The sequence below is a fragment of the Bordetella genomosp. 4 genome (genome assembly GCF_002261185.1).
In the GTDB taxonomy this organism is placed as follows: domain Bacteria; phylum Pseudomonadota; class Gammaproteobacteria; order Burkholderiales; family Burkholderiaceae_B; genus Bordetella_A.
In genome coordinates, this window is sequence record NZ_NEVQ01000021.1 from 13,729 (window position 1) to 26,601 (window position 12,873).

11 protein-coding genes are annotated in these 12,873 nt (G+C 58.4%); 2 read left to right on the forward strand and 9 right to left on the reverse strand.

Annotated elements, in window-relative coordinates; genetic code table 11:
* Positions 1-3: 3 nt before the first annotated feature.
* The 7 genes from CAL20_RS20320 to CAL20_RS20350 all read right to left on the reverse strand — a co-directional run bounded on the left by CAL20_RS20320 (position 4) and on the right by CAL20_RS20350 (position 8,581).
* Positions 4-870: a branched-chain amino acid ABC transporter permease gene (locus CAL20_RS20320; RefSeq protein ID WP_094822898.1), complete on the reverse strand. Its 867-nt coding sequence runs from the start codon at positions 868-870 to the stop codon at positions 4-6.
* A 21-nt stretch (positions 871-891) separates the two neighbouring features.
* Positions 892-2,061 (reverse strand): ABC transporter substrate-binding protein, encoded by a 1,170-nt coding sequence (locus tag CAL20_RS20325; protein ID WP_094838808.1) that lies wholly within the window; start codon positions 2,059-2,061, stop codon positions 892-894.
* A gap of 113 nt (positions 2,062-2,174) precedes the next feature.
* Entirely contained in the window at positions 2,175-3,338 is a 1,164-nt protein-coding gene (locus CAL20_RS20330) for an iron-containing alcohol dehydrogenase (protein ID WP_256981660.1), read from the reverse strand.
* Positions 3,339-3,374: 36 nt separating this feature from the next.
* Positions 3,375-4,352: a Bug family tripartite tricarboxylate transporter substrate binding protein gene (locus tag CAL20_RS20335; protein ID WP_256981661.1), complete on the reverse strand. Its 978-nt coding sequence runs from the start codon at positions 4,350-4,352 to the stop codon at positions 3,375-3,377.
* A 19-nt stretch (positions 4,353-4,371) separates the two neighbouring features.
* On the reverse strand, positions 4,372-5,403 hold the full coding sequence (locus tag CAL20_RS20340; protein ID WP_094838810.1) for a Bug family tripartite tricarboxylate transporter substrate binding protein: 1,032 nt from the start codon (positions 5,401-5,403) through the stop codon (positions 4,372-4,374).
* A gap of 19 nt (positions 5,404-5,422) precedes the next feature.
* Positions 5,423-6,871 (reverse strand): aldehyde dehydrogenase family protein, encoded by a 1,449-nt coding sequence (locus CAL20_RS20345; RefSeq protein ID WP_094838811.1) that lies wholly within the window; start codon positions 6,869-6,871, stop codon positions 5,423-5,425.
* Between the two features lie 363 nt (positions 6,872-7,234).
* The gene (locus CAL20_RS20350) at positions 7,235-8,581 is read right to left on the reverse strand and encodes an MFS transporter (protein WP_094838812.1); all 1,347 of its coding nucleotides are present in this window, start codon (positions 8,579-8,581) and stop codon (positions 7,235-7,237) included.
* Positions 8,582-8,678: 97 nt separating this feature from the next.
* Between CAL20_RS20350 and groES the strand changes: the two genes are divergently transcribed.
* Positions 8,679-8,966, forward strand: coding sequence for a co-chaperone GroES (gene groES, locus CAL20_RS20355; RefSeq protein ID WP_066127625.1), 288 nt, complete (start codon positions 8,679-8,681; stop codon positions 8,964-8,966).
* 32 nt (positions 8,967-8,998) lie between these two features.
* Positions 8,999-10,639: a chaperonin GroEL gene (gene groL, locus CAL20_RS20360; protein ID WP_094822906.1), complete on the forward strand. Its 1,641-nt coding sequence runs from the start codon at positions 8,999-9,001 to the stop codon at positions 10,637-10,639.
* Between the two features lie 151 nt (positions 10,640-10,790).
* On the opposite strand, the gene CAL20_RS20365 is transcribed toward groL, so the two are convergent.
* Both CAL20_RS20365 and CAL20_RS20370 read right to left on the reverse strand, forming a co-directional pair.
* Entirely contained in the window at positions 10,791-12,200 is a 1,410-nt protein-coding gene (locus CAL20_RS20365; protein WP_179266712.1) for a heavy metal sensor histidine kinase, read from the reverse strand.
* Positions 12,190-12,873 carry a heavy metal response regulator transcription factor gene (locus CAL20_RS20370; RefSeq protein ID WP_094822907.1) on the reverse strand — a complete coding sequence of 228 codons (684 nt, stop codon included), beginning with the start codon at positions 12,871-12,873 and terminating at the stop codon, positions 12,190-12,192. Before CAL20_RS20370 ends, CAL20_RS20365 begins: the two co-directional genes overlap by 11 nt.

Sequence of the window (12,873 nt, forward strand, 5' to 3'; positions counted from 1 at the left end):
ATCTCAGGCTCCGCGTGTCCGCACGCCCATGAGTCCGGTCGGTCTCACAAGCAAGACAATCAGAACAAGCACAAACAGCATCAGCGCGCCTTTGGAGCCGCCCAGATAGACAGCGGCATAGGCCTCGACCAGGCCAACCAGAAAAGCGGCGATTGTGGCGCCGCCCAGGCTGCCCAGACCTCCCAAGATAACCACCAGGAACGAGGCGGCCAGCACTGGATCACCTACGTGAGGCGTGAGCGAGAGTATGGGCGTGACCAGCGCTCCGGTCATCCCCGCCAGGCCGGTAGCCAGAGCAAAAGCCAAGGGAAACATTACTCTGGCACGAATACCCAGGGCCACTGCCACCGGGCGGTCCTCGGACAATGCCCGCAGGCTGCGTCCGAAGTTGGTCCGGTACAAAAGCCCATAAGTCAGGCCGATTGCACCAAAACAAACCGCGAAAACGATGAGATTGGCTAACGGCAGATACACACCGCCAAAATGCAGCACCCCGTCTACCGGGAACTGAAAGAGCGGCGCATCCGGCCCGAACACCACGACCACTGCGGTGCAAATAACCAGATACAGCCCCAGCGTCAGAATCAACGTTGCCAGGTGGTTATCGATAACCCGTTCCAGGAGCAGAAGTTCGAACAGATATCCCAATACTGCCGTCGCCAAGGCGGCGCACACGACCGCGAGGGGATAAGGCATCCCGAACCACGATACGCCTACGTATGCCACATACCCGCCCAGGAGATAAAACCCTCCGTGGGCAAAATTCACCACACCGAGGATTCCGAAAATCAACGTGAACCCCAAGGCAAGCAGTGCATACTGAGCGCCGAGCGAAAGCCCGATCAGGCCTGCTGAGATAAAGCTATCCACGATCGCCCCTCGTCTTGAATCTCAATAATCGACAGGAGCTTTAACCTGGATCACAGGTTGTTCCTTGCCGCCAAGAATCGTGCCGATACCAAACGGCAACGACAACTCCTGGTTGATCTTGTAGGTGGCCTGGCCGATCCACTTGCCTTCACCGAGGTTGGGGTCAACCACGTCGAGCTTGCGCAGCACTTCGGCTACCTTGTCAGCGTCGCTATACGTGCCTGCTTTTTCAATGGCTTGCACCAAAGCGCGGCCACCGGCGACAAACAGATAGAAGAAATTGTTCTCTGGCGGCTCTGCCTTTAACAACGTCTGGTAGCTTTCCTGCAGCTTCAACACATTCTCATCAATGAAGACCGGCTCAAACCAGTAGAAGTCGCGCAATACGTCCATACCACCCGCCACACGTGCAATCTCGACAGTGCCTGGTCCGCCAAGGCGGCCGATTACCCCTTTGTAGCCTGCCTGGCGCAATTGCTTGACGAGAATGCCGGCATCACCCGGCGGCGTCGATACCGTATCCACCGTATCGGGGTTGCTCGCCATGATGCGTGTGACAATGGGTGCGAAATTGGTCGTGCCACGTTGGTAATACTCGAGCTTGGTCGGCACACCATTTTTTTCATAGATACCAGCAACCACCTCGGCCACATCGGTGCCAGCCTGGTCATTCGGTGCAATCGTCAATGCAGTTTTAATGCCAAAGGTTTGCTTCGCGTGCTTGACGATCGGATCTCCCCAGGCAGCCGGGCCCGGTCCAATATGGAACGTGAGCGGCCAACGAGGACCGATGGCGTCACGCGCGTAGCTATCGCTCATCATGAGCATCTTGTTGCGCGTGGCGATCGGCTTCATACCAGTGACCTCCGGCGAACCCATGGGTCCCAGGATGAACTTGACGCCCTGGCTGACAAAATTGTTCGCCGCTGCGGCGGCACCTTCTGCGGTGTACTTCGCATCAATGGCAACAACACGCAGCTGACAGGTTTCGTCCCCGACCTTCATCCCGCCTTTGGCATTGACTTCGGCGGCCACATAGTCAGCAGCCCCTTTGATCGCCAATCCCCACTGCGTGGCGGCGCCGGATAGCGGACCCGTTGCGCCTATTTTGATTTCGCAATTCGCCGCAGCCACACCGGGCAGAGCCGCTATCGTGCATGCGGCGACAAGGCCTACAAGCTTCTGGTTCATATCGTCTCCTCAACCTCTTGATTAGCCATAATCAAAGCTATGGTCGTTTTAAATAAATGAAGTGGGTTCAAGCGTTATTGGCTTGTCCGTTCATCTCTACTCTCGCGCAAACATCAGAATGCTTCAGCGAACAAGGCGCGAAAGTCCTCTGTAGTTGTCGTGCGTGGATTCCATCGGTTGTAATTGGCTTGGGTGCACAACTCCGCGATTTCATCGAACTTGTCTTCTGTTGCTCCGACGTCGCGCAACCGGGCCGGTATCGCCAGATCCCTGCACAATGCCTCGATAGCCTCTACCGCGGCACGCGCGGCATCCATCTCGGCCAGTCCTCGCACCGGGCAGTCCATGGCGGCGGCCACGCGGGCGAACTTGCGCGGGTTGGCAGAGAGATTGAAACGCGCCACGTGTGGCAAACACACGGCGTTGGATAGGCCGTGAGACAAATGCCAATAAGCGCCGACGAAACGCGCCATGCAGTGGACATTACCCAACCCTGTCTGACCGAACGTGATGCCAGCCAGTGCCGAACCCACCAGCATGTTCAGGCCGGCCTGCAGGTTGTCACGGTTGGCAACGAAGGGCCGGATATTGGCTGCCAACAGTTCGATCGCTTCGATGTTGATGGCGTCGGTGACCAGATTTGCCTGACGCGAGATATATGATTCGAACGCATGTACGAAGGCGTCCATCCCTGAGTGCGCCGCCACGTGTGCCGGTAATGTCCGCAACGCGAGCGGATCGAGGATGGCAAATCGCGCAGGGTTGAGCGCGGCATGGCGAATCGACATCTTCAGGTTCTTCTCGGTATCGGTGATGACACACGATCCCGATACTTCGGAGCCCGTTCCTGCCGTCGTAGGAATGGCGATCAACGGCAGCGGCGGCGTAGTGAATTTCTCGATCCCCTCATAGTCGTGGATACGTCCGCCGTTGGTAGCCAGGATACCGACTGCTTTTGCGACGTCCATGGCGCTGCCGCCGCCCACTGCCAGCAACGCGGTGGCTTGATGAGCCTGGCATGCTGCGAATGCGCGCTCTACGGTAATCGCGCTGGGGTCCGGCTCAATCTCCGAATAGCTCGCAATGGCGATTCCCAGATCATCCAGCATCGTGCGGATGTTGGTATAGAACTCGCCGGACAATAGTGCGCCGTCGATGACGACGAACAGTCGATTGCAACCCTGCGCTCGCAGCAGATCGCCGAGTTTTCGGTGCGATCCTATACCCATATACAAGCGGGTTGGACAAAAGAATGTGCTGATTTCGGAGACTGCCATGCTGAACCTTTGTGTGAGTTGTCTTGCTGTAAACGCTTAGTCGTTGCTATCCCAGTCCTTGGCCAGACCGGTCCAACGTACTGTTTCCTCGTGGACGAACTTCTGGAATTCGGCCGGGTCCATGCCGCCAGGGTTTGCGGCCATGCCTTCGAGCGTCTTGCGCATGACGGGGTCGTCCATACTGGCCTTGACGGCCTGCCATATGCGTTGGACGACGGCAGGCGGCATATCTTTGGGGCCAGCCAGGCTGTACCAGGTAGACATCTGATAACCAGGCACACCAGATTCGTTCAATGTCGGCACATCGGGCAGGAACCGCGTTCTCTCCAGGCTGGTCACCGCAAGCGGCTTGACGCCCCCGCCGTTGATCTGCGCCGCGGCCGAAGCTGCTGAATCGAGGGCAAATGTGAGACGGCCGCCAATGAGATCCGTCATCATGGGCGCAGCGCCTTTGAACGGTATATGCAGGGCTTGCATACCTGTCTGTTTCTTTAGCAGTTCCGCCGACAAATGCTGTGTGGTGCCGATACCGGCCGAGCCGTAATCGATTTCCTTGGGATGGGCTTTGGCATAGTCCAGCAGTTCGTGGACGCTGTTGATCGGCGAGCTTTTCGCGACGACCAGGACATTGGGCACGTCGGCCACTGTCGTGATCTGCGTCATGTCGCGTTCGAAGTCATACGGCAGATTCTTGTACAGCGCACTGGCTGCAGTGTGGCCGACATTGGCCAGCAACAAGGTATAGCCGTCAGGCTTGGCTCGGGCGACGATGCCTGCCCCCAGGGTGCCGCCTGCGCCAGGCTTGTTTTCGACGATCACGGTTTGACCGAGTTGCTGTTGCAACTGCATCGCTACGGCACGCGCGACGATATCGGTCGTACCGCCCGGGGTAAACGGCGCAACCAATGTGATGGGCTGTTGAGGCCACTCGGCTGCCTGAGCCGCCGTCCCTGGCATGAGGAACATCGCACAGGTGGCGAGCGTAGCCGCGGCACGTGAACTGAGTTGACGCATTGTGTCTCCTGTATTGTTATCAATCAACGGTGATGTTGAGCTTGGTCAGAATGGGGGCCCAGCGCTGTACTTCACTGGCGAGCAGTTCGGCCGCACCTTCCGGTGTCTGGCTGCGTGAATTGGGCACTTCGATACCGGAGCCGGACAGGCGCTCGCGGGTAGCTGGCGCAGCTACGGAATTGCGCAACGCCTGATTCAGGCGCTCAACGACAGGCGCAGGAGTGCCACGCGGTACCAACAACATGTTCCAGATGTCGTAGTGCAGGTCTGCGAAGGCCGACTCGCCCGCGGCCGGCACGTCGGGCAACGCTGCAATTCGCTGCGGCCTCAGCACGGCGACACCGCGCACCATGTTGGACTTCACATAGCCGACCGAAGTTGTGCTGCTGTCCACCAGATAGTCCAGATGCCCAGCGATCACATCATTGAGTGCCTGACCGGCGCCGCGGTAGTTGACTGCAGTGATTTTCAGGCCCAGCCGCTCATTCAACAGGATCCCTCCCAGAAACGAGCCTGACCCCACACCGGCTGCACCGAAATTCATCTCCTTGGCGTGATCGCGGGCGTAGGCCGCAAACTCGTCCAGACCGGAAACCGGCAGATCTTTTCGTGCCGACAAGACTTGTGGCGCATCGCCGACAGAACCCAAGGCGATGAAGTCCTTGAGGATGTCGTACGGAAGCTTTTTATACAGCGTCGTGTTGGCTGCCAACGTGCCTACGTTGCCAATGAGCAGCGTATATCCGTCACCCGCCATGCGTGCGGCGCGAGCATTGCCCACGGTGCCGCCGGCACCAGGTGTGTTCTCGACGATGATGGGCTGCCCCAGATCCTTGGCCATCCCCTCGGCGATGACTCGTGCCAGCACATCAGTAGGGCCGCCCGGCGCAAATGGAACGATCAGGACAATCGGTTTGGAGGGAAAGGCGCCGCCGCTGGCACAGGCCCTCCCCAATGGGAAGGCAGCACCAGCGGTTGCGATGGCCGCTCCCAACAGGAGGCGGCGTCGCGCATCGCATGTCTCACTCCGAATGAATTTTTCTTTTTTCATGATTATTTTGCAGAACGCCTCATGGATTGAAAACGACCAGCCGTTCTTCGGTCATTTCGCGAATCGCGTGAGCGGGGCCTTCTTTGCCAAAGCCGCTGTCCTTGACGCCGCCAAAAGGCATCACGTCAGAGCGGGCGCTCGAGGTTTCATTGATCTGTACAGTCCCGAAACGCAAGGTCGAAGCCGCGCGCAAAGCACGATCAATATCTTGGGTAAACACGCCGGCCGACAGACCGAACGGCGTCGAGTTGGCATCGCGTATCGCTTCCTCGAAATCGTCGAAAGGCCGCAGGGCCAGCAATGGCGCGAAGGCTTCCTGGCACCAGACTCGTCCGCCGTCGGGTGCATGCGTCACGATCGCAGGTGTGATGACCGAGCGTTCGCGTTGCCCGCCACACAGCAGTTTGGCGCCGCCTTGTTCTGCTTCGCGCAGCCAGCTTTCGGCACGGATGGCAGACTGCTCGCTGATCAGCGGACCGACTTTGGTATCCGGGTCACGCGGATCGCCGGCTTTGAGCGTGGCAGCGAATGCCGCAAGACGCTGGCCGACCTCTTCGGCGATATCCCGCTGCACGTATAGCCGCTGCACAGAGGTGCAGACTTGCCCGGCCTTGCGCAGTCCGGCATTGGCAATCTTTGGTATTGCGCGTTCCAGGTCGGCATCAGAGCAGACGATCGTGCTGGCGATACTGCCCAGCTCCATCTGGGTACGCCGCAGACCGGCCGCCTGTTGAATGATGCGACCAACCCTCGTACTGCCCGTAAAGGTATAGAAAGCGATGTCCTGTTCCTCGAGCAACCACGTGCCGACGGTATCCCCCTCCCCCTGCACCACAGCCAGAAATGCGGGCGGCATTCCGGCTTCCAAAAGCAGTTGAGCCAGCAACGCACTGGTCAAGGGCGTAAAGGCCGAGGGCTTGAGTACGACTGAGTTGCCTGCTGCATACGCGGGCCCGACCTTATGCAGCACCGTATTGAGGGGCGCATTAAAGGGCGTAATGGCACAGACAACTCCAATGGGGAATCGCTGCGTAAAGCCCATACGGCGATGTGCGCCCGGGCTGGCGCCAAACGGGATGACTTCGCCTACCAGGCGCAAAGCTTCATCGGCAGACAGACTCAGTGTGACGATCGCACGATCGATTTCGCCATTGGCATCAACGATAGTGAAGCCGGCTTCGGCCACCATCACGTCGACCAGGCGCTGACGGTAGGACTCAATCAGTCTGGCAGCGCGACGCAATACCTGGGCACGGTCGTGCGGCGGCGGTGGACCGCCATCAACGGCGGCTCGCGTGACGCGGACGGCTTCGGTGACTTGTTCACGGGTTGCCGAGGAGACTTCGGCAATAGGACGGCCGCTGAATTTATCCTCGACCGTAAAGCGGGGACCGCCATCCAGCCACTGGCCATTGATCAGTTGTCCGGTCGGCGGCAGGCCATCGATGTGCAGGGGGGCTGCGCTCATTAGTTGGTCCTATAGTGAAACGTTATCTGAAATTTAAAGCGCTAAATAAGGGAAATTTTCATCCAATATTCCTATCTGAATGAAATGATTCATTCTCAGATTATAGGTAGCTCAGCCTTTTCTCCGTATCCAGTTTTCATGAAGAGGTGTTTAAAGCGGGTGAAGTCGCTTTACTGCTCGACCCCGGGGAAGAGCAACGCACGACAACACATCTCCCGACGGTCGTGCTGCTGGATGAGGCAAACAAAGTGAAGGAAGTCCGGTCGTTCGAACCACGAAATGCCGGCTAGGATGCCGAGCGCTGATATTGATCTGCACCCTGTTTAAAGCATATGGAATCGGGCAGGCACGACTCCATATGCATCAGGGTCGGCTTCTGCGGACGACGAGGGCGGCCGCCACCAGCAAAGAAGTCAGCACAGTGAAGATCAAGCTGGCAGCAGCCAAGCCCCACAGTACTGCCGCCAGGCCTATGCCTAATACCGGAATGGACGCACCGACGAAACAAGCGAGATAGTATGCGGACGAAATCGACGCGCGATGGCTGGACGGGCTGATTTGGCCTACAACGCGCAGACTGCCGCCGAACCCCATCCCCGATGCGGCGGCCGTGAGCAGCGTACCGAGGGCTAGCAACCAGAGCGACGACTCGCGCTGTGCCAGATAGAACGTGCACAAAGCCGGCACCAACAGTATCAGGCCGATGCACATACTGCGATCGCAAGGAAAGTGACGCTCAGCCAGCAGCGCCCCCAGACCTCCCATGAACAGCACGAACATGATGACGCCGGTCACCAGGCCACCGCCCGACGGCAAGATCGCCTGCACGATACTGGGCAATAGAGCCAGGTAGTAGCCAATGAAAGCGAACACGCAGAAGGCCGTCAAGGCCGGCGTGATGAAGTATCGGCGCAGACGCCGCGGTACTGCGATGCGCGGCCGCAGATCCGGCCGACCGGATGCCATCGACCGGTCCGCCGGCACGCGATACAGCAATATCAGTACGCCAACCAGTGCGGCTAGATAGCAGATCCATGCCAATTGCATCGGCGCGAACGCGTACTGATACAGCACGCCGCCCGCCAGTGGACCGATAGCAGATCCGACGAAGTTCGCTCCTGCCGCCCGCACGGTAGCATGTTCGGTGTGGTGCTCGGCGTCGATGTCGACCAGCCAGGCCGTGCCCGTGCTGGACGCCAGGCCTACCGCCAGCCCGCTGACCAGCCGGGCAGCAAATAGCCAGATCGTGCCAGTTGCGAAAATGAACAGCAGGGTAGACAGGCAGGCGAGCAGCAATGCCGCCATCAGGATGGGTTTTCTGCCCAGGCTATCGGACAGGCGCCCCAGAAACAGCAGCGCCACCATATTGCCCAGCACATAGATTGCATAGATCTGCGTCAGCGTGAACTCGCTGAACCCGAAAGTTTGCTGGTACGGCAGATAAAAGGGTGTCGCGAGCGTGCTGCCCAGGAATGCGGCCCCGATGATCAGCATGGCAGTGGGGACGCTATGAGGAGGCCGATATTGTTGGTTGTTCATATATATCGGCCCATCATAGGCACGCAGCCGCACGTGCTCAACGCTCGACAGGTTTCCGCTCCTGAACGAATGTTTCGCCCGAACTGCCTCCGACTCAGCGAACGCTACGTGGAAATCCCTCACCAAAAATGTAACAACCGCCCCTCCCCCCCTTGAACCTCCCGCCATCATCCCTATAATTAGCACTCGCTGCCGGTGAGTGCTAACACGACTTCCCGGCCTGAAACCCGATTTTTTCACCTTCTATATTTAGAAACAGGAGTTCCTCATGGCCCTGCGTCCCCTGCACGATCGCGTGATCGTCAAACGCCTGGACAACGAGCGCAAAACTGCCTCGGGCATCGTTATCCCCGACAGCGCCGCTGAAAAGCCGGATCAAGGCGAAGTCGTGGCCGTTGGCCCGGGCAAGAAGACCGAAGACGGCAAAGTGCTGCCGGTCGATCTGAAGGCTGGCGACAAGGTTCTGTTCGGCAAGTACGCCGGCCAGTCGGTGAAAGTCGACGGCGAAGAGCTGCTCGTCATCCGCGAGGACGAAATCCTCGCCGTGATCCAGTAATTACCTGAACAAAATTTCGAAGGAAGCTCACAATGGCTGCCAAGCAAGTCCTGTTCGGCGATGACGCGCGTGTGCGCATCGTTCGTGGCGTGAATGTTCTCGCCAACGCTGTCAAAACCACCCTGGGCCCCAAGGGCCGTAACGTTGTGCTCGAGCGCTCGTTCGGCGCCCCGACCGTCACCAAAGACGGCGTGTCGGTTGCCAAGGAAATCGAACTGAAAGACAAGTTCGAAAACATCGGCGCTCAACTCGTTAAAGACGTTGCTTCGAAGACCTCGGACAACGCCGGCGACGGCACCACCACCGCCACCGTACTGGCTCAAGCCATCGTTCAAGAAGGCCTGAAGTACGTTGCCGCTGGTTTCAACCCCATCGACCTGAAGCGCGGTATCGACAAGGCTGTGGCCGCTGCCGTGGCTGAACTGGCCAAGCAATCCAAGCCGGTCACCACCAGCAAGGAAATCGCTCAAGTCGGCTCGATCTCGGCCAACAGCGACCAATCGATCGGCCAGATCATCGCTGACGCGATGGACAAAGTCGGCAAAGAAGGCGTCATCACCGTCGAAGACGGCAAGTCGCTGGAAAACGAACTGGACGTGGTCGAAGGTATGCAATTCGATCGCGGCTACCTGTCGCCCTACTTCATCAACAACCCGGACAAGCAAGTCGCCGCTCTGGACGACCCGTACGTTCTGATTTTCGACAAGAAGATCAGCAACATCCGTGACCTGCTGCCCGTGCTGGAACAAGTCGCCAAGTCGAGCCGTCCTCTGCTGATCATCGCCGAAGACGTCGAAGGCGAAGCCCTGGCTACCCTGGTTGTGAACAACATCCGTGGCATCCTGAAGACCACCGCTGTCAAGGCTCCTGGCTTCGGCGATCGCCGTAAGGCCATGCTGGAAGACATCGCCATCCTGACCGGCGGCGTTGTGATCTCCGAAGAAACCGGCATGTCGCTGGAAAAAGCCACGCTGCAAGAGCTGGGCCAAGCCAAGCGCATCGAAGTTGCCAAGGAAAACACCACGATCATCGACGGCGCCGGCGACGGCAAGTCGATCGAAGCTCGCGTCAAGCAAATCCGCGTGCAGATCGAAGAAGCGACCTCGGACTACGACCGTGAAAAACTGCAAGAGCGCGTGGCCAAGCTGGCCGGCGGTGTTGCCGTGATCCGCGTCGGTGCTGCTACCGAAGTCGAAATGAAGGAAAAGAAAGCCCGCGTCGAAGACGCCCTGCACGCTACCCGCGCTGCTGTGGAAGAAGGCGTGGTTGCTGGCGGCGGCGTGGCTCTGCTGCGTGCCAAGCAAGCTATCGCCGGCCTGCAAGGCGATACGCCTGACCAGAACGCTGGCATCAAGCTGATCCTGCGTGCTGTCGAAGAACCCCTGCGCACCATCGTTACCAACGCCGGCGAAGAAGCCAGCGTCGTGGTGAACACGGTTCTGGGCGGCAAGGGCAACTACGGCTACAACGCTGCTACCGGCGAGTACACCGACCTGGTCGAGCAAGGCGTGCTGGATCCCACCAAGGTGACCCGCACCGCGCTGCAAAACGCCGCTTCGGTTGCCAGCCTGCTGTTGACGGCTGAAGCCGCTGTGGTCGAACTGGCTGAAGACAAGCCCGCTGCTCCCCCGATGCCTGGTGGCATGGGCGGCATGGGTGGCATGGACTTCTAAGTCCAAGCCATTGTCGCGAAATATCCCCGGCATGCCGGGGATATGCCGAATCAACACCCTCGGGGTTTATGCTCCGAGGGTGTTTTTTTGTCTCATAGCCCCCAGATCCCGCTCGAGGGCAGCAAGCCGTAGACTCAGCGTGAGGGCCTTTTTACGCAATGCGGGGGAGCGTTAGCTCAAACTTCGTCGTCATGTCGTCCGATGTAACGGACACCGCACCGCCGTGCGCTTGTGCGATGGACTTTACGATGGCGAGCCCCAAGCCTGCACCGGCAGAGTTTCGTTGACGTGCAGGATCGACCCGGAAAAATCGGTCGAACAATTTGGGCAGATATTGCTCGGGAATTTTCTGGCCGGGATTTTCCACCCTGATCCGCGTCGACTGCTCGTCCTGCATCAAGCTGACTGTGACAGATGCACCGCGAGGCGTATAGCGAATCGCATTGGACAAAAGATTGCTCAGTGCACGCAAAATCATTTCCTTGTCTGCACGCACAGCCTGGGCTCCGCCCTCTAGTCGAAGCACAATACCTGCCTCCTCTGCGAGCGCTTCAAAGTAGTCGAACAAGCCCCGAATCAGCTCAGCAAGGTCTATAGTCGATCTATGTAGATTCCCGGGATCATTTTCCGTTTGAGCCAGAAACAGCATGTCGCCGATCATGCGACCCATGCGGTCAAACTCTTCCAGGTTGGAGTAGAGAATTTCCCGGTATTCGTCGGCGGAGCGAGCCTGGCTCAGCGCTACTTCCGTCTGAGTCACCAGATTCGTGACAGGGGTTCTCAGCTCATGGGCAATATCACCAGAGAAGTGCGATAGCTTGGAAAAACTGTCTTCGAGGCGTCCGATCATATCGTTGAATGATGTGGCCAATTCAGCCAGCTCCTTGGGAACATCGGCTGGATGCAACCTGACGTCGAGCTGCGAAGAACGAATGGCTTGAATTTCTCTGGTGATCTTGCGGATCGGACGATGCCCCCACTGAACAGCCAACCAAGCGACGATGATCGAAATAAGGAGCACGATAGCCGTTGCCCAGCGTTGCATCTGCTTGAAGGAATCCAGGAAATGCACATGGAAATCAATATCCATCGCCACGACAACGCGGGGCGCGGACATATCCGGGTCCGTAGCATCAGTCCAGAATGCCCCACCGCGATACGATTTACCGCCCTCATCCCACACTAGCAAGCTATCAGGATCGAAACGAGAGGACTTGCTTGGCGGAGAAATTGCAGAAAGATCCGGGCCCGGAGTGGCATAGATCATTCGCCCTGCATCGTCGAACACGCCATAGAACACACCATGATGTCCCACGGCGATCGCACTCAGCCGTTGCACTAGCGAGGCGTCATCATGGTTTCCTGCTTGCAGGGTGTTGACGATAGCTTTTGCTACGGCATCGAGTTCCCCTGCGTCCTGCTCCGAGAAATGCATATGCAGAGCCCGCAAGACGACCCAGTTGAATGAGAGAAATACCAAGGTGGTCGCGATGCCTACCAGCAACGTCACGCGCAACGCCAGTGAAGCAGGCCGCCGCCCTGCGGCTGGTTTATTTCTCATCGGGCGCGTCCAGCATGTAACCCATCCCCCGCACGGTATGAATGAGCTTGGGCTCGAACGCATCGTCTATTTTTGCGCGGAGCCGGCGTATGGCAACATCGATCACGTTGGTATCGCTATCGAAGTTCATATCCCATATCTGGGATGCGATCAACGAGCGAGGCAATACCTCGCCTTTGCGTCTTGCCAGCAATTCGAGCAAGGAGAACTCTTTATTCGTCAGATTGATCCGCACGCCTTTGCGGGTGGCGCGCCGGCCAAGTAGGTCAAGCACCAGGTCTGCGACTTCGAGGCGGTCTGGATGAGTAGAGGCGCTGCCACGCCGCAAGAGCGTGCGGACTCGCGCCAGCAACTCTGAAAACGCAAACGGCTTCACGAGGTAGTCATCGGCCCCTAATTCCAGGCCTTTTACGCGGTCGTCCACGCTACCACGCGCGGTCAGGAACAAGACAGGCACACGCGCCCCCGCGTTTCGCAACGACTGGACGATACGCCAGCCGTCCACATCCGGGAGCATGACGTCGAGCACGACCAGATCATAGGTCTCGTTCATCACCATGTGCTGACCATCCAACCCATTGCGCGCCAAGTCCACCACAAACCCCGCCTCTGTGAGGCCCTGCCTGACATAGTCCGCGGTCTTGTTTTCGTCTTCGACGACCAGCAACTTCAT

Bases quoted from the DNA above. Each gene is read 5' to 3' on its own strand.
- CAL20_RS20325 (WP_094838808.1), bottom strand. From the start codon at position 2,061: ATGAACCAGAAGCTTGTAGGCCTTGTCGCCGCATGCACGATAGCGGCT.
- CAL20_RS20330 (WP_256981660.1), bottom strand. From the start codon at position 3,338: ATGGCAGTCTCCGAAATCAGCACATTCTTTTGTCCAACCCGCTTGTAT.
- CAL20_RS20335 (WP_256981661.1), bottom strand. From the start codon at position 4,352: ATGCGTCAACTCAGTTCACGTGCCGCGGCTACGCTCGCCACCTGTGCG.
- CAL20_RS20340 (WP_094838810.1), bottom strand. From the start codon at position 5,403: ATGAAAAAAGAAAAATTCATTCGGAGTGAGACATGCGATGCGCGACGC.
- CAL20_RS20345 (WP_094838811.1), bottom strand. From the start codon at position 6,871: ATGAGCGCAGCCCCCCTGCACATCGATGGCCTGCCGCCGACCGGACAA.
- CAL20_RS20350 (WP_094838812.1), bottom strand. From the start codon at position 8,581: ATGATGGCGGGAGGTTCAAGGGGGGGAGGGGCGGTTGTTACATTTTTG.
- groES (WP_066127625.1), top strand. From the start codon at position 8,679: ATGGCCCTGCGTCCCCTGCACGATCGCGTGATCGTCAAACGCCTGGAC.
- groL (WP_094822906.1), top strand. From the start codon at position 8,999: ATGGCTGCCAAGCAAGTCCTGTTCGGCGATGACGCGCGTGTGCGCATC.
- CAL20_RS20365 (WP_179266712.1), bottom strand. From the start codon at position 12,200: ATGAGAAATAAACCAGCCGCAGGGCGGCGGCCTGCTTCACTGGCGTTG.
- CAL20_RS20370 (WP_094822907.1), bottom strand. From the start codon at position 12,873: ATGAAGTTGCTGGTCGTCGAAGACGAAAACAAGACCGCGGACTATGTC.